The sequence below is a fragment of the Ruegeria sp. HKCCA4633 genome (genome assembly GCF_013034605.1).
In the GTDB taxonomy this organism is placed as follows: Bacteria; Pseudomonadota; Alphaproteobacteria; order Rhodobacterales; family Rhodobacteraceae; genus Ruegeria.
Window position 1 is genome coordinate 61,531 of sequence record NZ_WQGJ01000001.1, and the last position, 17,097, is coordinate 78,627.

A 17,097-nucleotide genomic window follows, 5' to 3' on the forward strand; every position below is an offset into this window, starting at 1 on the left:
TTCTACCTGCTCGTCTGCCTTTCGTTCTGGTTGCGTTGCAAGTTTGGCCTTTAGGCCGGTTTACGTTTGCGATCGGCCACGTCCTGGGCCAGTTGTCGGGTGTAATGCTCCAGATCCACCAACGCGGCGTCTACGGCATCCGCATTCTGGGCCTCAAGCGCGTCCACTATTCTTGTATGCAGTCCTATTATCGCCTCTCGAGACCGCGCGGTGAATGTGATCATGTTCATCAACGGTTGCATCGCTTCTACAGCTCCGGCCAGTTGGTAAGACAAAACGGGATTTTCCGCACCATCCACCAACGCACGGTGGAATGTGACATCCGAGGCGCAAAACGCTTCATCCGTAAGGCCAGGTTGCGACTGGCGAAAGATCTCCGCCCGCATGGTGGCCAGTTGATCCGCTGTGCGTCGCTGGGCGGACAAAGGCGCACAGGCCCTTTCCAGTGCATAGCGCGCCTCGCATGCGGTATCGAAGCTGACGGCGTTCATCGATAGCAACAGGGTCGAGGTTGTAACTTGCTGTGAATAGGCGTCCTCAAAACTCAAACGGTTTACAAACGCGCCACCCGATGCGCCACGTTGTGTGCGGATCAAAGACTGAGCCGCCAGCCGTTTTAACGCTTCTCGCACGGTAGGGCGCGAGACCTGAAACTGATCGGACAACTCAGCCTCTGACGGCAAGCGGGCGTCCCCGATAAGCTCACCCGACACAATCGCATCCCGAATGGCTTGAGCGATCTGGGCGGACAGGTCAGCGGTTTTTCGGGGGGCGGCTTTCATGTTCAGAGGACCTTGGGCAAATTTTTATTTGTCTGACATTTAAAAGTCTGACATTTGAAAAGCAAGGGAGTTGAGTCGGGAGGCTGAAGTGAGTCGTACTTGGCTGCGCAGCGGAATGTGGTTGGGCTTTTATGTTCTGATCCTGTGGGCGTGGTGGGTCATGTTCTCGATGAGCCGGGACATGGACCTTGATCTGATCGGTCGCCCCGGACCCATGGGGCAGGCCATGGCGGCCATGGATCCGCGCATGGACATGTATATGCCCATGGCCGAGTTTGGGCCGCTGTTTTCAATGTGGGCGATCATGATGGCGGCTATGATGCTGCCCACGCTTGTACCAACCCTGCGCAGCTATGACGACCTGATCCGCAGCGCCAATGGCAGCCGTGCGGGTTGGCTGGGTGTTCTGGCGGGGTACTCGATCGTGTGGGTTGGGTTTGCGGCTCTGATCGCCGGGATTCAGCTGGCTTTGCTGTTTGGCGGTGCGGTCGATATGCTGGGCATCGCCAAGTCCGGCTGGATTGCGGGCGGATTGATGATTGCAGTGGGGGCCTTTCAGTTCACCCGCGCTAAAGAGGTCTGCCACGGCGTTTGTCATGCCCCGATGACCTATTTTCTGGGCCATTGGAAAACCGGCTTCGCGGGCGGGGTCCGCATGGGTTTGAGCCTGGGCGCGTTTTGCGTCGGCTGCTGCTGGGGTTTTATGGCGCTGGGATTTGTGGGCGGTGTCATGAGCTTGTTGTGGATGGGTCTCGCGACACTGTTCATGGTTTTGGAGAAACTCCCCCAAATCGGGCACGCGATCACGCGGCCCATGGGGTTTGTATTAATTACGGGCGGTCTCGTCCTGCTCGTCTATCCAATTAGCTACGGAGGTTAAGCCAATGGCAAAAAACAGAAAACCAGAAGCCGATCGGTTGCCCATCAGTCAGCGGATTGACAGCCGGATGCCAAACCCGAAACGGCGCGAAATGAGCCCAACGGAATGGTCGATCAAGGGCGAATTGATCCTGAACTGCTCGTGCGATGTATTCTGCCCCTGTGTTGTGTCGTTGGGTGCGCATCCTCCGACCGAGGGCCATTGCCATGCTTGGATGGGCGTCATCATCGATGAAGGGCACTATGAGGGCGAAGATCTGTCTGGGCTGAAGGTCGGTCTGTTGGTCGATATCCCGGGCCGTATGGGCGAAGGCCAGTGGAAAGTGGCGGCCTATGTCGACGAGCGCGCCAGCGGAAAGGCGTATAACGGTTTGCTTCAGATTTTCAGCGGGCAGGCCGGGGGAACCACCGGGCTGTTTACCATGCTGGTGAGTGAGATCATCGGGGCCGAGCGTGCCCCTGTGCAGATCGAACGCGACGGGACCAAGCGCCGCATCATGATTGGCCGCAAGATACAGGGCGAGATCGAAATGCTTGGAGGCAAGGACCCAGAGCATCCTGTCATGGTTTCGAACTCGAAATACTGGATGGGCCCTGATATTATCGTGGCGCGGGGCACGAAGTCGAAAGTGCGTGATTACGGCCGGGTTTGGGATTTTGGCGGTAAGTCAGCCGAGATTTGTCCGATTGACTGGCATGGGCCTAAGTAATGATCACCGGCGCTTATGCACGTGAGATGGCGCAGTATAATCATTGGCAAAACAAGCAGTTGTCGGAGTTTATGCAAGCTTTGAGTCACGAGGAGCTGATCCTTGAACGCGGAGCGTTTTTTGGTTCGATCCTAGGTACCGCCAACCATCTGCTCTGGGGGGACTGGATCTGGATGTCCCGCTTTGACAAGGGGGACGGGCCAGAAAGCAACATTCACCGCGCGGGCGGCGGTATTCATGAAAGTGTGTATCTGTGCCCCGACCTGTCTGCATGGCTGCCCCTGCGAGAAAAGATTGACGCCCGCATCATCCGATGGGCTGACAGCTTGGGCGACGAACCTCTGACGGGTCCGTTCACGTGGTATTCAGCCGCGAAGGAGGCTGACATTACTTTGCCCTATGCGCGGTGCGTCATCCACATGTTCAATCATCAAACCCACCACCGGGGACAAGTGCACAAGATGCTGACTGAGGCGGGATCTGAAGCGCCGGTCAGTGATCTTGTCTTCATGCCGCAGGAGGATTGAATGCCGCAAATATCTCCTTCGCGCCGTTTGAGGCGCACGCCATTCTCGGATGGGGTCGAAGCTGCTGGGGTCAAAGGATATACGGTATATAACCGTATGTTATTGCCTACTGTTTTCGAAAGCGTTGAGGCCGACTATCGGCATTTGAAGACCCATGTGCAGGTGTGGGACGTCTCGTGTGAGCGACAGGTCGAACTACGCGGGCCGGATGCCGCACGCCTGATGCAGATGCTCACTCCGCGCGATTTGCGTGGGATGTTGCCGGGGCAGTGTTTCTATGTGCCGATCGTCGATGAAACAGGTGGAATGCTAAACGACCCGGTGGCTGTGAAGCTGTCCGAAGATCGTTGGTGGATTTCGATTGCGGACAGTGACCTGTTGCTTTGGGTCAAAGGGATCGCTGTGGGATACCGTCTGGATGTTCTCGTGGACGAGCCGGATGTGTCGCCGCTTGCTGTTCAGGGCCCCAAGGCGGACGAACTCATGGCCCGCGTATTTGGCGACCGCGTGCGGGATATCCGGTTTTTCAAGTTTGACATGTTCGAGTTTGAGGGACGCGATCTGGCCGTGGCGCGCTCGGGTTATTCCAAACAGGGCGGATTCGAGATTTATGTTGAGGGCAGCGACATTGGTATGCCCCTCTGGAATGCATTATTCGCTGCAGGAGAAGACCTTGAGGTGCGTGCCGGCTGTCCAAACCTGATCGAACGGATCGAGGGTGGCTTGCTGTCCTATGGCAATGACATGACGGATGATAACACTCCGCACGAGTGTGGCTTGGGCAAGTTCTGCAACACGCATACCGCAATCGGCTGCATTGGCCGCGATGCATTGCTGCGTGTGGCCAAAGAGGGGCCCATTCAGCAAATCCGGCCTATTGCCATCGCGGGCGATCCTGTGCCGGGCTGCGATAGGCCCTGGGGTCTCTACGCGGATGGAAAATGGGTCGGGCAGGTGACTTCGGCGACCTGGTCCCCTGACTTCAAGACCAACGTAGCCATTGGCATGGTGCGATTGAGCCATTGGGACGCGGGAACGGAACTGGATGTTGAGACACCGGACGGGATGCGTCACGCAACCGTGCAGTCACATTTCTGGATTTGACACGGGGGTTGGGGGCGCTGCCCCCGTCGCTGCGCGACTCCCCCGAGGTATTTTGGGCCAGGTGAAGAACTGGTCCGGGCGCAGAAACACGAAAGGAATTGAGATATGTTCAATGCTCTTGTGATGGAGAAGGACGAAGAAATCGGTTTGGCGAGCCCATCGGTCAAGCAGTTGTCGGAAGATGATCTGCCGCATGGTGAAGTCACCGTTGCTGTCGAGTATTCGACGGTCAACTACAAGGACGGGCTCTGCCTGTCTCCTAAAGGCGGCGGGCTGGTCCGGTCCTACCCGCACGTTCCGGGCATTGACTATGCCGGTACGGTAGAGGCTTCGTCAGATGATCGCTACAAGCCAGGGGACAAGGTCGTTCTAACCGGTTGGCGTGTGGGTGAGGCGCATTGGGGCGGTTATTCTCAGAAAGCCAATGCGCGGGCCGATTGGTTGGTCCCACTACCTGACGGGTTGGACACGCGGCAGGCCATGGCTGTGGGTACCGCCGGGTTTACGGCGATGCTTGCGGTGATGGCGCTGGAGGATCATGGACTGACCCCGGATCGGGGACCGGTTCTGGTGACAGGCGCTGCAGGTGGTGTTGGATCGGTGGCCACGGCAATTCTGGGCAAGCTGGGATATGAGGTCGCCGCAGTAACCGGGCGGCCCGAAACCGGGGACTATCTGAAATCCTTGGGCGCGACGACCATTGTGCCGCGCGAAGACCTGAATGAGACCACCAAACGCCCGCTGGAAAGTGAAACCTGGGCTGGCTGTGTGGATGCAGTGGGTGGCGATATGTTGGCGCGTGTTCTGGGTCAGATGAAATACGGCTGTTCTGTTGCGGCAGTTGGTTTGGCTGGCGGGGCTGGATTGCCGGCGACAGTGATTCCATTCTTGCTGCGTGGGGTGAACCTGCTGGGCATCGACAGTGTAATGCAGCCCTTTGACAATCGGCTGCGCGCCTGGAAACGGATCGCCACGGATCTGCCGATGGACAAGTTGGACGCGATGATCCAACCCGCTGTGTTGTCAGATTTACCTCAACTGGGTGCCGATATCCTGAAAGGACAGGTCAAGGGTCGCGTCGTAGTGGATGTAAACGCTTAGGTTCGAGCTTTCCAGCAGACCTGGACGGATGATTCCGACCAGGTCTGAGGTCGCAGGTTTGGTACAAAATGGTCGCAGCGCCTCTGGCCATTGATACAATTCCCGATCATGATTGCTATACATCCCATTTGCGATGGCGTAAGACCCATCGAAAGAGTACCTGAATACGGGGAGTGAGCAGCATGTCTGACGACTTCGAACTGGACACCGACGATCTCAAGCGCCGCATGGATGGCGCCATGGCCAATCTGAAAACCGAATTTGCCTCGCTGCGCACGGGGCGCGCATCGGCTTCCATGCTGGAACCTATCATGGTTGACGCGTATGGCTCGATGACGCCGATCAACCAAGTGGGCACAGTGAACGTGCCCGAACCGCGTATGGTGACTGTAAATGTCTGGGACAAGTCACTGGTGGGAAAGGTGGAAAAAGCCATTCGAGAAAGCGGACTTGGCATCAATCCTCAGCTGAACGGCACCATCATCATGTTGCCGATTCCCGAGCTAAATGAAGAACGCCGCCGCGAGCTGGGTAAAGTTGCCGGGCAATATGCGGAAAGCGCGCGGGTTTCGATCCGCAACGTGCGCCGCGACGGTATGGACCAGATCAAAAAAGCCAAGGCGGATGGAATGTCGGAAGATGACCAGAAGCTTTGGGAAAGCGAAGTTCAGGATTTGACGGATGAAATGATCAAGGCCGTTGATGTTGCGCTTGAGACCAAGCAAGCTGAAATCATGCAGGTCTGAGCTGGACTGATGCCCAAAGATCCCCAAATCGATCCGGTTTCCGGCCCACGCCACGTGGCTATCATCATGGACGGCAATGGTCGTTGGGCACAGGCGCGTGGCCGCCCCAGACTGTATGGTCATCATGCGGGCGCGCGGCGTGTGCGAGAGGTGGTTGAGGCCTGTCCTGGCCTTGGGATCAAGTATCTGACTGTTTTCGCCTTTTCGACCGAGAACTGGAAGCGGACGCAGGTTGAGGTTGCAGGTCTAATGAGCCTGTTTCGTCGCTACATCATCAAAGAAACCCGGACACTTGCGGACAACGGAATCCGCGTTCGGTTCATCGGTGATCGCGTCCGGTTGGATTCGAAGCTGACCGATTTGATGGATGCTTTGGAACAGGAAACCAAGGACAACGACCTCGTGCATTTGACGGTGGCGTTGAACTACGGTGGCCGTGATGAGGTGGCGCGCGCCACCAAACGGTTGGCGCGTGATGTTGCCGAGGGGCGATTGAAGCCTGAAGAGGTGGACGAAGAAACTCTTCCTAAGTATCTGGATACGCGTGTTCTTCCTGATCCGGACCTTGTTATTCGCACCAGTGGCGAAGCGCGTATTTCAAACTTTCTTTTGTGGCAGTCGGCCTATTCGGAATACGAGTTTATCGATACTTTGTGGCCAGACTTTACGGCCGCCGAACTGGAAGCGCTATGCCGCAACTATGGCTCGAGAGAGCGCCGGTTCGGAGCGGTGCTGGCATGAGCGAAGGCCGATGGTCTGACCTGACAGCACGGGTTCTTTCTGCAGCCGTGCTGGTTATGGTGGGCGCGGTCGAGGTGTGGCTGGGCGGTGTTTGGTTTGAAACTTTTATCGCTGCAGCTTGCGGTTTGATGACCTGGGAACTGGTTCGGATGATCGATCCAAAAAGCCAGGGTACGGCCATTCAGCTTGGCGTCCTGACAAGCGCTGCGGTTTTGCTGAGTTACCATCTGCCACCTCTGTACACATTACCTGTCATTGTCGCGCCCGCCTTGGTGGGAATGGGGCAGGTGAGCCGATCCAAGATCCTTTATGGGCTGTTTGCTGTCTGGATTGTCGGCGCCGGGTTGGGGTTCATCTCGGTCCGCGAGAATTTTGGCTTTAGTTGGATGGTTTGGCTGATTGCCGTGGTCGTCGCCACGGATGTCGCAGGGTACTTTGTTGGAAAAATGATCGGCGGACCTAAGTTCTGGCCCAAAGTTAGCCCTAAGAAAACATGGTCGGGAACAGTGGGTGGATGGGCTGCCGCCGCCTGCGTCGGGGTGGCCTTTGCGGCCCATGCCGGTTTCGGATTCGCGTTTGTTGTTGTTTCGATATTGGCTTCAATGGCCAGTCAAGCTGGTGATATTATCGAAAGTGCAGTCAAACGAAAGTTTGGGGTCAAGGACAGTTCAAACCTGATCCCAGGCCATGGCGGCTTTCTGGATCGCTTTGACGGCATGATGGGCGCTGCCTTGTTTGTCCTTATAGCTGGGCTGTTTTACGCGCCGGGTGGGATGTAATGCGCAGGGTTTCTATTTTTGGGGCCACAGGATCGATTGGGCAAAACACGATCGATCTGATCTCACGCGCGCCAAGCGACTATGATGTCGTGGCTCTGACAGGTGGGGCGAATATTCAGAAACTGGCCAATGACGCGCGCCGTTTAGGGGCCGATCTGGCGGTGACGGCACATGAAGACAAGTTGGACGATCTGCGCGCCGCGCTTACTGGCAGCGAGGTCGAAGCAGCGGCTGGCGCAAACGCCATTGCCGAGGCTGCAACGCGCCCAGCGGATTGGATCATGTCAGCCATTGTGGGCTCAGCAGGGCTTGCGCCGGGGATTGAGGCGCTGAAACAAGGTTCAACGCTGGCGCTGGCCAACAAAGAAACGCTGGTCTGCGCAGGGTCTCTGGTCATGGAGACGGCCAAGGCTCATGATGCGCGACTGCTGCCGGTCGACAGCGAGCATTCAGCCGTTTTTCAAGCTTTGGTCGGAGAAGACATCACTGCCGTTGAGCGCGTGATCATTACGGCCAGCGGTGGAGCATTCCGGGACTGGCCGATGGAAGATTTGGTCAATGCCACGGTGGAACAAGCGTCCAGCCATCCGAACTGGGACATGGGACAGCGCATTACAATCGACAGTGCTTCGATGTTCAATAAAGCCTTAGAAGTGATTGAAACAAGGGAATTCTTCTCTGTTTCGCCTGCGCAGATCGAGGTTTTGGTGCACCCTGAATCCATCGTACATGCAATGGTCGGGTACCGCGATGGGGCTGTGATGGCCCATATGGGAGCACCGGATATGCGCCATGCCATCGGCTATGCCTTGCATTGGCCAGAACGACGCGATCTTCCAGTGGATCGGCTTGACCTGGCGAAGATCGGACAATTGAACTTCAAAGCGCCTGATCTGAAGCGATACCCGGCTTTGAAACTGGCGTGGGATGTAATGGAGCGCGGTGGTCTGGCGGGGGCGGTGTTCAATGCAGCCAAGGAACGAGCGCTGGATCATTTTATTGCGCGCCGGATCTCATTTCTGGATATGGCAGATGCCGTGGCCGCCGTTCTTGACCGATTTGACGCATCAGACGGCCTTATTGATGCCCCGATGACCCTTGATAACGTGCATCAAACGGACCATTTGGCACGTCAATGGGTCGATGACACCGTGGTGGAACGAGCAGGATAGAATTTTGGACGTACTTTCGCTGATACCTCAATTTGGCAATCTTCTTTGGACGATTGTGGCTTTTGTCATCGCGTTGTCCGTTATCGTGGCCGTGCATGAATACGGCCACTACATTGTGGGGCGCTGGTCTGGTATCCATGCCGAGGTGTTCTCGATCGGGTTTGGCCCTGTACTTTGGAGCCGCGTAGACAAACGCGGTACCCGCTGGCAGATCGCTTTGTTGCCGTTTGGCGGATACGTGAAGTTCCTGGGTGATGCCAATGCCGCGTCAGGCAAAGATGAAGAGGCGATGGGCGAAATCGCCGCTCAAAGCCCCGAAGAGTTGCGGCGCACAATGCACGGGGCACCCTTGTGGGCGCGGGCTGCTACAGTGGCGGCAGGCCCGGCATTTAACTTTGCGATGTCCATTCTGGTTTTTGGCATGATTTTCTGGTCGCAGGGTGTTTCGCGCGAACCGTTGACCGTGGGTTCATTGCAGCCTCTGCCGGGGACGGTGCAAGAGCTGCGTGAAGGTGATGTGATCACCGCGATCTCGGGCATAACTACGCCGGACTATGATGAAGAAGGGGCATGGCAGGATTTCATCGATGCACTGCCGGTGCAACCAGTTCTGGATTATACAGTAATCCGAGACGGCGAAACGCTGGACGTTCAGGCGCCCTGGATGTTCCCACCGCTCATCCGGCAGGTCGCCCCGCGCAGCGCCGCAATGGATATCCAGCTTGAGCAGGGCGATGTTATCACTGCCGTGAATGGCGAGCCGATCTTTGCCTTTGATCAATTGAAGGACTTTGTCGAAAGCTCGGATGGCCGCGTTCTACTTTTGAACGTATGGCGAGACGGATCCGATCTGGAGTTTGCACTTGCGCCTCGACGCACGGACGAGCCTCAACCGGAAGGTGGGTTTGTCACCCATTGGCGGATCGGCATCATCGGTGGAATGATGTTAGAACCCGCTACTGAACCCGCCGGTCTTGTGGATTCACTGCGCGGCGGTGTCATTCAAACAGGTCGGATCATCGAAGGGTCTTTGTCCGGTATGTGGCACATGGTGACGGGAGCGATCAGCACCTGCAACATTTCCGGGCCAATCGGAATCGCCGAAACCTCGGGTGCGATGGCCAGCCAGGGGGCGCAGAACTTTATCTTCTTTATCGCAGTGCTGTCGACAGCCGTTGGTTTGTTGAACCTGTTCCCGATTCCGGCACTGGATGGCGGCCACTTGGTTTTCTACGCCTACGAAGCCGTCGTAGGTAAACCACCCAGCGACGGCGCATTGAGAATTCTCATGGGGCTGGGCATCACTATTATCCTGACTCTGATGCTGTTTTCGGTTAGCAACGATCTGTTCTGCTGATTGTGGCGTTAGGCGCTAATTTGGGCCGCATTCCTGCCTTATTTCGGGACTATGCTCTTTGCGTCGAAAGGGTATCACCATGACCAAAGCGCTTAAAAAATCGTACCAGGGGTTCAGCTTGCTTTTCATGCTGAACCGTGACGTGTTGTTGAGCTTTGCGATGACAGCGCTGGCGCTGGCAGGTGCAGCCTATCTGGCCGGGATCTATCTGGCGGGATTCTGATTCTTACCGAAATGCTGGCAGCTTCTGGTCCACCCTCGTAGTGGAATGCTTCTATTTCGCCTTTTGACAAGCTCATTTAATCCCGTTACTCAGCAATAAAGTTCTAAAATTCTGGGTAGAGCACAAAATGACTGACAGGCGAAACGCGGGCACATCCTGCGGGGGGCAAATGCCGACAAACAATATTTTGTGGCAGGCGCTAACGGTTCTTTTCCTTTTTGTTGCAGCGAGTTTGACGGCTTTTCCGAACGCGGCGCAGGCGCAAAACTTCACGATCAACTCCTTCCAGGTTGAGGGCAACCGTCGGATCGAAACCGGCACAATTATAGCCCGAACCGGAATCGAACCGGGCCAAACAGTCACCGCCGGACAGATTAATGATGCCTATCAGCGATTGCTTGACAGTGGTGTATTTGAAACAGTCGAGCTGACGCCGCGTGGCACTACTTTGGTGATCGAAGTTCAGGAATACCCCACGATCAACCAGATCAGCATCGAAGGAAACGCTCGGGTTAAAGATGACGTTTTGTTGGACGTCATCCAATCCGAACCGCGCCGTGTCTTTACCCCTCAGGTGGCAGAAGCAGACGCGGATTTGATTGCCGAAGTTTACTCAGCGCAGGGCAGGGTCGCCGCAACGGTCATTCCACGGATCATCCGCCGCAGTGACAACCGGGTCGATCTGGTTTTTGAAGTCGCGGAAGGCACAACCATCGAAGTTGAGCGTGTCAGCTTTGTTGGCAACCGGGCATTCTCGGACCGCCGTTTGCGCCGGGTTCTCGAGACCAAGCAAGCAACGTTCCTTCGGACCTTCTTCCGTAACGATACGTTTATTGGCGACCGCATCGAGTTCGACAAACAGGTCATTCGCGATTTCTACCTGTCGCGTGGCTACGTCGATTTCCGGGTGAACAGCGCCAATGTCGAATTCACGCGTGAACGGGATGCGTTCTTTCTGGTTATGAACGTCACAGAAGGGCAAAAGTTCTCGTTCGGCAAGATCACTACGGTCAGTGAAATCCCCGGCGTCAACGCCGCAGAATATCAAGATGCGCTGAAGATCAAACCTGGCGTGACTTATACGCCCACGCTGATTGAAAACTCGATTGCCCGGCAAGAACGTTTGGGCGTCAAGAAGGGCGTGGACTTCCTGCGGGTCGAGCCGCGCATCACCCGCAATGATCGCGACCTGACACTGGATGTGGAGTTTGTCCTGACAAAAGGTCCGCGCATATTTGTTGAACGGATTGACATTGAAGGCAACACCACCACGCTGGACCGCGTCATCCGCCGTCAGTTTGACACGGTCGAGGGTGACCCATTCAACCCGCGCGAAATTCGTCAGGCGGCTGAGCGGATCAATGCTCTGGGTTTCTTCGCCACCGCAGATGTCGAGCCGCGCGAAGGGTCTTCGCCCAGCCAGGTGATCTTGGATGTGGATGTAGAAGAACAACCCACAGGCTCGCTTAGTCTTGGTGGTAGCTACTCGGTAACGGACGGTTTCGGGATCGCGATTGGTCTGAATGAATCCAACTTCCTGGGTCGTGGTCAGAACCTAGGTCTGACGATTTCGACCGCCCAGGACTCCGAGCAGTATTCGATCAGCTTTACAGAGCCGTATCTGCTGGGCCGTAAGCTGCGTTTTGACTTGGGGCTGGGGCTGTCGGGAACAAACTCGGGCTTTGCCAGCTATGATACCAGCTCGCTGTTCTTCACCCCACAACTGACCTATGCCATCGGGGAACTGTCGTCGCTGCGGTTGCGCTATGGTTGGGATCGCAGTGAAATGACCCAGCAGGACAACGAAGTGAACGGTGCGGTTATTTCGTCGGAAATCGCTCAGGGTAAGCGAACGTCCAGCTCTTTGGGTGTGTCTTACGTGTATGACAGCCGTCGCGGTGGTTTGGACCCGAATTCCGGCGTTCTGTTCGAGGTTGGCGTTGATGCTGCGGGTCTTGGTGGCGACAACAAATACTTCAAAACCACCGCACGCGGCATCGCACAAACCCGCGTTTGGAACGAAGAGGTCGTGCTGCGGGCGTCGATGGAGCTGGGTGCGCTGCACTGGCGGGGGAACGATTTCAGCCGTACGATTGACCGCTTTGTGCTGGGGCCCAATACGTTCCGCGGATTCGAGCCTGCAGGTCTTGGCCCACGGGATCTGTCCAACGGTCAGGATGACGCCATCGGTGGTAACTATTACTGGGTTGCACGCTTTGAAAGCGATTTCCCGCTTGGCCTGCCCGAAGAATTGGGTCTGCGCGGCGGTGTCTTTTACGACGTCGGTAACCTCTATGACATCGACAACGTCAACACCGCCGGTGCGAATATCGTCGGTGCAAACGGCTCGATCCGCCACGTGATTGGCATCGCTGTTCTCTGGGACACACCGTTCGGACCGTTGCGGTTCAACTTCTCGCAGGCTCTGAAAAAAGAGAGCTTCGACAAGGAACAGAACTTTGACTTTACGATTCAGGCTCGGTTCTGATCAGACATGTTGGATAAGATAATGAGAACAGCACTGGGCCCTTTCGGGGCCCTGTGTCTTTTGTCGGTTGTTTTGACTGCACCGTTGGTTTCGGCACAACAACTCGGCGTACCGCAAGCCAGTGTCGTTACCTTGTCCAGCGAAGAACTGTTTTCCAAGTCGGCCTTCGGTCAGCGTGTGCGGCGAGAGGTCGAAAAAGAAAGTGCCCTGCTTGCGGAAGAAAACGAACGGATTGTGGTTGAGCTCAGCCAGGAAGAAAAAGAACTGACGGAACAGCGCGCGACCTTGCCGGCTGAGGAATTCCGCCCATTGGCCGAGGCTTTTGACTCCAAGGTTCAGTCTCATCGCGAAGGCCAGCGCGCCAAGCTGGATGCCTTGGCGCGGCGCAGTGAAGAAGCGCAACAGACCTTTTTCGAGATCGTCCGCCCCATCCTTGTGGACTTGCTGCGCGAATTTGGAGCCAGCGTAATGATCGAACGATCCAATGTGGTCGTCAGCACCACCGACATCACTGACGCAGCCATCGCCCGTATCGACGCTGCAATCGGGGATGGCAGTTCCCTCCAAGAGGGCAACGGCGAATAGGGTTGCTTGCCCTTGGGTTGCTGTATTGCTAACCACGCGGAAAAGAAACATCCAAAACGGGATATCTGATCAATGACCACGGAAACCAAAAGCGCCGACATTCAGCTGATCCAGAGGATCTTGCCACATCGCTATCCGTTTTTGCTGGTCGACAAGGTGGTGGACATCTCGGGCTATCAGTCGGCGCGCGGCATCAAGAACGTGACTATGAACGAGCCGCACTTTCAGGGGCATTTCCCCGGCACACCGATCATGCCGGGCGTCACAATCGTCGAAGCCATGGCTCAGACTGCGGGTGTGATGCTGGGTGTTGGCATGGATGTCATCGATACTGAATTGCTGATCTATTTCATGAGCATCGACAAGTGCAAGTTTCGCCGCAAGGTAGTGCCAGGTGACGTTCTGGAAATGCATGTGGAAACAGTGCGCGGTAAAAAAGGCGGCAAGCTGTTCAAATTCAGCGGTCGGGCCACGGTTGAAGGAGAAGTAGCAGCCGAGGCCGAGTTTTCGGCCTATGTTGATTGGGATATGGAAAAAACAACATGAGTGGAATCCATCCCAGCGCAATTGTTGAAGAGGGCGCTCAGATCGGGCAGGGCTGTACGATTGGTCCATTCTGCTATGTCGGCGCGCAGGTTAAACTGGCGGATCGGGTCGAGCTTAAATCTCATGTGGTTGTGACCGGAGATACATCGGTTGGCGAAGACACCGTCATTTTCAATTTCTCGGTGATTGGTGAAATCCCGCAGGATCTGAAGTTCGGTGGCGAAAACACCCGCCTGGAAATCGGTCAACGTAACCGGATTCGGGAACATGTGACGATTAACACCGGCACCGACGGTGGCGGCGGCGTCACGCGCATCGGGGATGATTGTCTGTTGATGGCAGGCGTTCACGTGGCCCACGACGTGCAGATCGGCAACCGCGTCATCATGGTCAACCACGCAGGGGCAGCTGGTCACTGTATCGTGGAAGACGATGTGATTGTCGGCGGCATTTCAGGGCTGCATCAATGGGTGCGCGTCGGGCGCGGAGCAATCATTGGTGCGCTGACCATGGTGCCCAAGGACGTTATTCCCTACGGTCTGGTGCAGGCCTCACGTGGTGAGCTGGACGGCTTGAACCTTGTTGGTCTGAAACGCAAGGGTGTTTCGCGCGAGGATATCTCGGCGCTGCGCGCGGCCTTCAAGGAACTGTCCGAAGGCGATGGAACCTTTATGGACCGCGCCAGCCGGATCGGCGAAGGCAATGAAAGCGATTACGTGCAGCGGATCGTCGATTTTGTCACCGGCCACAGTGATCGCTCATTCCTGACACCGGGGAAATAAACCCATGCTGGCGTTGATTGCGGGAACAGGGGCATTGCCGACCGAAGTGGTGGCACAGTTGACCGAACGACCTTTGATCTGCGCAATGGAAGGGTTTCTACCTGACGATTTGACGGCGGATATTGTGTTTCCGCTGGAACAGCTGGGCAGCTTCATCGCCGATCTGAAGGCGCGGGGCGTGACGCAGATTTGTCTGGCCGGTGCGGTTCAGCGCCCGCCTATCGACCCAAGCCGCATTGACGCCGCGACGCTACCATTGGTTCCGGTGATCCAAAAGGCAATCATGTCCGGAGATGACGGCGCGTTGCGTGCGGTCATCGGGATCCTTGAAGATGCAGGGCTGCAAATGCGGGCCGCACACGAAATTGCGCCCGGGTTGCTTCCTCCATTGGGCTGTCTGACGGATGCGCAACCCTCCGAGGCCGACATGGCCGATGCGGTCCGTGCTTCAGGTATTCTGCGTGCAATGGGGGCCGCAGATACAGGGCAAGCCTGCGCTGTGTTAAATGGCCAGGCCCTGGCGATTGAAGGGATATTCGGCACCGCTTGGATGCTGAAATCTTTGACCCAACGACCAGATGCGGGCGGAGGAATACTGTTCAAAGGGCCCAAACCCGATCAGGACCGGCGCGCCGATCTACCGGCCATCGGACCCGATACCGTCACCGATGCGGTTGCGGCCGGGTTGTCTGGAATCGTATTGGAAAAAGGCGGCGTGCTTGTACTGCGGCAAGAGCAGGTCATCGCAGAATGTAACCGTCTGGGTCTGTTCCTATACATCCGCGAGCGGGCGGCCTGATGCGTGTCTTTCTGGTCGCCGGAGAACCTTCGGGCGACCGGCTGGGTGGCGCGTTGATGGCAGGCTTGAAAACTCTGATCCCCGATGTGGAATTTGACGGGGTCGGTGGCCCGCTGATGGAGGCGCAGGGTCTGACCAGCCGGTTTCCCATGTCCGAGCTTTCAGTCATGGGCCTTGTCGAAGTTCTGCCGAAGTTCTTTCACCTCAAGCGCCGAATCTCCGAGACCGCGCAGGCCGTGCTGGATACGAAACCGGATGTGTTGATCACCATCGACAGTCCGGATTTCAGCCTGCGTGTTGCCAAGATTGTAAAGGCCGCAAGCAACATCCGCACAGTTCACTATGTCGCCCCTAGTGTCTGGGCCTGGCGGCCGGGGCGGGCCGATAAGATGGCCAAGGTTATTGACCATGTGCTGGCGCTGCTTCCTTTTGAGCCGCCGTATATGGAACGGGCAGGGATGGAGTGCGATTTTGTCGGTCACCCCGTGGCCAGCGAGCCTGTTGCCACGCCGGAAGAGATCGCCGCGTTTCGGAACCGCTTTGATCTGGGGGATGCGCCGATCTTGTTGGCCTTGCCCGGATCACGTCGGGGCGAGATTGAACGGCTGGCAGAGTCCTTTGGCGGTGCATTGCGGCTGTTTATCGAGGCTCATCCGGGCTACCGCGTGGTGATCCCGACCGTTGGCGCGACAACCGAGCTTGTTAAAGAGCGGGTCGCGGGCTGGCCCGGAGACCCGGTAGTGTTGGACCCGCGCTATGAAGGCGCGGATCAAACGCTTGCCAATAAGCGTTCCGCGTTTGGCGCGGCCAGTTTGGCGCTTGCGGCGTCGGGAACCGTGTCACTTGAGCTTGCTGCGCAGAATACGCCGATGGTCATTGCCTACAAACTCAACTGGCTGACACAGAAGATGGCCGAACGGATGGTCAAACTGGACACCGTAACTCTGGTTAATCTGGTGTCAGATACGCGCGCTGTGCCGGAATGTCTGCTGGATGACTGCGAACCAGCAAAGATCGCCGACGCCTTGCGCAATGTGATCAACGCCCCGGATGCGCAGCAGCTTGCCATGGGTCTGACCATGGACCGATTGGGCCGAAGTGGCGAAGCCCCCGGTTTGCGTGCCGCGCGGGCTGTGTTGGATAGAATGCAGGTCGATTATGCTTGACCATGCGCTGTTCGCGGTGTCTGCCGGGATCGCAATGGTATCCACCAATCTCGACAATTTGGCCGTCTTGTTGGGTCTGATTTTGGTGATGGAACAGCGCCGCGCCATCATTGGCTTTGCGGTTGCTCAAACCCTTGTTCTGACCCTGGCGATGACCGTCGCGCTTGGTCTGAACCAAAGCGGTGTCCCGTTCTGGATCGGGTATCTGGGCATCGTGCCCCTGGTTTTTGGTTTCCGCGGTATCTGGAAACAGTATCGTGACGCCGAAGCGCAGGACGCGGATTCCAATGCGGCCGTGACTTCGGTAGTGACGCTTTTCCTAAGTCTTTCGATTGACAGTTTCGCGGTCATGACCCCTCTGCTGGCGGACTCTGCGCCCACTTTTCGCGTTGCTGCGCTGGTTGGCGCAGTAGTGGCTGCCACCGGTCTGGTCGCCGTTGCGACGTGGGGTGCGCCCCGCGCCAAAAGCCTCGGCCCTCGCGTCGCACGTCTGGATCGGATCGCGCCGTACATCATGGTCTGTGTTGGTCTCTATATTCTCTTTAATTCGCCCACGGATGTTATGTGACAGAGAGAGGATACGCCGTATATCGCATATGTGATCCTTATC

19 protein-coding genes are annotated in these 17,097 nt (G+C 56.7%); 18 read left to right on the plus strand and 1 reads right to left on the minus strand.

Annotated features, from left to right (window positions below; translation table 11 throughout):
• Nucleotides 1-50: 50 nt before the first annotated feature.
• Nucleotides 51-782, minus strand: coding sequence for a FadR/GntR family transcriptional regulator (locus GOV85_RS00345; RefSeq protein WP_171173886.1), 732 nt, complete (start codon nucleotides 780-782; stop codon nucleotides 51-53).
• A 115-nt stretch (nucleotides 783-897) separates the two neighbouring features.
• Here GOV85_RS00345 and GOV85_RS00350 point away from each other — a divergent pair, with 115 nt between their 5' ends.
• From GOV85_RS00350 to GOV85_RS00435, 18 genes are all read left to right on the plus strand, one after another.
• Nucleotides 898-1,662, plus strand: a complete 765-nt coding sequence (locus tag GOV85_RS00350; RefSeq protein ID WP_171176165.1) for a DUF2182 domain-containing protein — start codon at nucleotides 898-900, stop codon at nucleotides 1,660-1,662.
• 4 nt (nucleotides 1,663-1,666) lie between these two features.
• A complete protein-coding gene (locus GOV85_RS00355) occupies nucleotides 1,667-2,371 on the plus strand; it encodes a DUF1326 domain-containing protein (protein ID WP_171173889.1) in 705 nt (234 codons plus the stop codon).
• A 26-nt stretch (nucleotides 2,372-2,397) separates the two neighbouring features.
• A complete protein-coding gene (locus tag GOV85_RS00360) occupies nucleotides 2,398-2,898 on the plus strand; it encodes a DinB family protein (protein WP_371813574.1) in 501 nt (166 codons plus the stop codon).
• A complete protein-coding gene (locus tag GOV85_RS00365) occupies nucleotides 2,899-4,002 on the plus strand; it encodes a dimethylsulfoniopropionate demethylase (RefSeq protein ID WP_171173893.1) in 1,104 nt (367 codons plus the stop codon).
• Nucleotides 4,003-4,107: 105 nt separating this feature from the next.
• Nucleotides 4,108-5,103 (plus strand): acryloyl-CoA reductase, encoded by a 996-nt coding sequence (gene acuI, locus GOV85_RS00370; RefSeq protein ID WP_171173896.1) that lies wholly within the window; start codon nucleotides 4,108-4,110, stop codon nucleotides 5,101-5,103.
• A gap of 182 nt (nucleotides 5,104-5,285) precedes the next feature.
• Entirely contained in the window at nucleotides 5,286-5,849 is a 564-nt protein-coding gene (gene frr / locus GOV85_RS00375; protein ID WP_171173898.1) for a ribosome recycling factor, read from the plus strand.
• A 9-nt stretch (nucleotides 5,850-5,858) separates the two neighbouring features.
• The gene (locus tag GOV85_RS00380) at nucleotides 5,859-6,590 is read left to right on the plus strand and encodes an isoprenyl transferase (RefSeq protein WP_171173900.1); all 732 of its coding nucleotides are present in this window, start codon (nucleotides 5,859-5,861) and stop codon (nucleotides 6,588-6,590) included.
• Nucleotides 6,587-7,369: a phosphatidate cytidylyltransferase gene (locus tag GOV85_RS00385; RefSeq protein WP_171173902.1), complete on the plus strand. Its 783-nt coding sequence runs from the start codon at nucleotides 6,587-6,589 to the stop codon at nucleotides 7,367-7,369. The genes GOV85_RS00380 and GOV85_RS00385 overlap by 4 nt, the downstream gene beginning before the upstream one ends.
• On the plus strand, nucleotides 7,369-8,541 hold the full coding sequence (gene dxr / locus GOV85_RS00390; protein ID WP_171173905.1) for a 1-deoxy-D-xylulose-5-phosphate reductoisomerase: 1,173 nt from the start codon (nucleotides 7,369-7,371) through the stop codon (nucleotides 8,539-8,541). Before GOV85_RS00385 ends, dxr begins: the two co-directional genes overlap by 1 nt.
• Nucleotides 8,542-8,545: 4 nt before the next feature.
• Nucleotides 8,546-9,898: an RIP metalloprotease RseP gene (gene rseP / locus GOV85_RS00395; RefSeq protein ID WP_171173907.1), complete on the plus strand. Its 1,353-nt coding sequence runs from the start codon at nucleotides 8,546-8,548 to the stop codon at nucleotides 9,896-9,898.
• Nucleotides 9,899-9,977: 79 nt separating this feature from the next.
• A complete protein-coding gene (locus GOV85_RS00400) occupies nucleotides 9,978-10,121 on the plus strand; it encodes a hypothetical protein (protein ID WP_171173909.1) in 144 nt (47 codons plus the stop codon).
• A 169-nt stretch (nucleotides 10,122-10,290) separates the two neighbouring features.
• Nucleotides 10,291-12,609 (plus strand): outer membrane protein assembly factor BamA, encoded by a 2,319-nt coding sequence (bamA, locus tag GOV85_RS00405; RefSeq protein ID WP_371813561.1) that lies wholly within the window; start codon nucleotides 10,291-10,293, stop codon nucleotides 12,607-12,609.
• Nucleotides 12,610-12,630: 21 nt separating this feature from the next.
• Entirely contained in the window at nucleotides 12,631-13,194 is a 564-nt protein-coding gene (locus tag GOV85_RS00410) for an OmpH family outer membrane protein (RefSeq protein WP_245223198.1), read from the plus strand.
• Nucleotides 13,195-13,266: 72 nt separating this feature from the next.
• The gene (gene fabZ / locus GOV85_RS00415) at nucleotides 13,267-13,740 is read left to right on the plus strand and encodes a 3-hydroxyacyl-ACP dehydratase FabZ (protein WP_050602398.1); all 474 of its coding nucleotides are present in this window, start codon (nucleotides 13,267-13,269) and stop codon (nucleotides 13,738-13,740) included.
• Nucleotides 13,737-14,522 carry an acyl-ACP--UDP-N-acetylglucosamine O-acyltransferase gene (lpxA, locus tag GOV85_RS00420; protein WP_171173915.1) on the plus strand — a complete coding sequence of 262 codons (786 nt, stop codon included), beginning with the start codon at nucleotides 13,737-13,739 and terminating at the stop codon, nucleotides 14,520-14,522. The genes fabZ and lpxA overlap by 4 nt, the downstream gene beginning before the upstream one ends.
• 4 nt (nucleotides 14,523-14,526) lie before the next feature.
• Nucleotides 14,527-15,321: an LpxI family protein gene (locus GOV85_RS00425; protein ID WP_171173918.1), complete on the plus strand. Its 795-nt coding sequence runs from the start codon at nucleotides 14,527-14,529 to the stop codon at nucleotides 15,319-15,321.
• The gene (gene lpxB / locus GOV85_RS00430) at nucleotides 15,321-16,487 is read left to right on the plus strand and encodes a lipid-A-disaccharide synthase (RefSeq protein ID WP_171173920.1); all 1,167 of its coding nucleotides are present in this window, start codon (nucleotides 15,321-15,323) and stop codon (nucleotides 16,485-16,487) included. Before GOV85_RS00425 ends, lpxB begins: the two co-directional genes overlap by 1 nt.
• On the plus strand, nucleotides 16,480-17,055 hold the full coding sequence (locus GOV85_RS00435; protein ID WP_216598991.1) for a hypothetical protein: 576 nt from the start codon (nucleotides 16,480-16,482) through the stop codon (nucleotides 17,053-17,055). The genes lpxB and GOV85_RS00435 overlap by 8 nt, the downstream gene beginning before the upstream one ends.
• Nucleotides 17,056-17,097 lie beyond the last annotated feature (42 nt).

Excerpts from the sequence above, each read along its gene's own strand:
- GOV85_RS00345 (WP_171173886.1), bottom strand. The coding sequence starts at position 782 with ATGAAAGCCGCCCCCCGAAAAACCGCTGACCTGTCCGCCCAGATCGCT.
- GOV85_RS00350 (WP_171176165.1), top strand. The coding sequence starts at position 898 with ATGTGGTTGGGCTTTTATGTTCTGATCCTGTGGGCGTGGTGGGTCATG.
- GOV85_RS00355 (WP_171173889.1), top strand. The coding sequence starts at position 1,667 with ATGGCAAAAAACAGAAAACCAGAAGCCGATCGGTTGCCCATCAGTCAG.
- GOV85_RS00360 (WP_371813574.1), top strand. The coding sequence starts at position 2,398 with ATGGCGCAGTATAATCATTGGCAAAACAAGCAGTTGTCGGAGTTTATG.
- GOV85_RS00365 (WP_171173893.1), top strand. The coding sequence starts at position 2,899 with ATGCCGCAAATATCTCCTTCGCGCCGTTTGAGGCGCACGCCATTCTCG.
- acuI (WP_171173896.1), top strand. The coding sequence starts at position 4,108 with ATGTTCAATGCTCTTGTGATGGAGAAGGACGAAGAAATCGGTTTGGCG.
- frr (WP_171173898.1), top strand. The coding sequence starts at position 5,286 with ATGTCTGACGACTTCGAACTGGACACCGACGATCTCAAGCGCCGCATG.
- GOV85_RS00380 (WP_171173900.1), top strand. The coding sequence starts at position 5,859 with ATGCCCAAAGATCCCCAAATCGATCCGGTTTCCGGCCCACGCCACGTG.
- GOV85_RS00385 (WP_171173902.1), top strand. The coding sequence starts at position 6,587 with ATGAGCGAAGGCCGATGGTCTGACCTGACAGCACGGGTTCTTTCTGCA.
- dxr (WP_171173905.1), top strand. The coding sequence starts at position 7,369 with ATGCGCAGGGTTTCTATTTTTGGGGCCACAGGATCGATTGGGCAAAAC.
- GOV85_RS00400 (WP_171173909.1), top strand. The coding sequence starts at position 9,978 with ATGACCAAAGCGCTTAAAAAATCGTACCAGGGGTTCAGCTTGCTTTTC.
- bamA (WP_371813561.1), top strand. The coding sequence starts at position 10,291 with ATGCCGACAAACAATATTTTGTGGCAGGCGCTAACGGTTCTTTTCCTT.
- GOV85_RS00410 (WP_245223198.1), top strand. The coding sequence starts at position 12,631 with ATGAGAACAGCACTGGGCCCTTTCGGGGCCCTGTGTCTTTTGTCGGTT.
- fabZ (WP_050602398.1), top strand. The coding sequence starts at position 13,267 with ATGACCACGGAAACCAAAAGCGCCGACATTCAGCTGATCCAGAGGATC.
- lpxA (WP_171173915.1), top strand. The coding sequence starts at position 13,737 with ATGAGTGGAATCCATCCCAGCGCAATTGTTGAAGAGGGCGCTCAGATC.
- GOV85_RS00425 (WP_171173918.1), top strand. The coding sequence starts at position 14,527 with ATGCTGGCGTTGATTGCGGGAACAGGGGCATTGCCGACCGAAGTGGTG.
- lpxB (WP_171173920.1), top strand. The coding sequence starts at position 15,321 with ATGCGTGTCTTTCTGGTCGCCGGAGAACCTTCGGGCGACCGGCTGGGT.
- GOV85_RS00435 (WP_216598991.1), top strand. The coding sequence starts at position 16,480 with ATGCTTGACCATGCGCTGTTCGCGGTGTCTGCCGGGATCGCAATGGTA.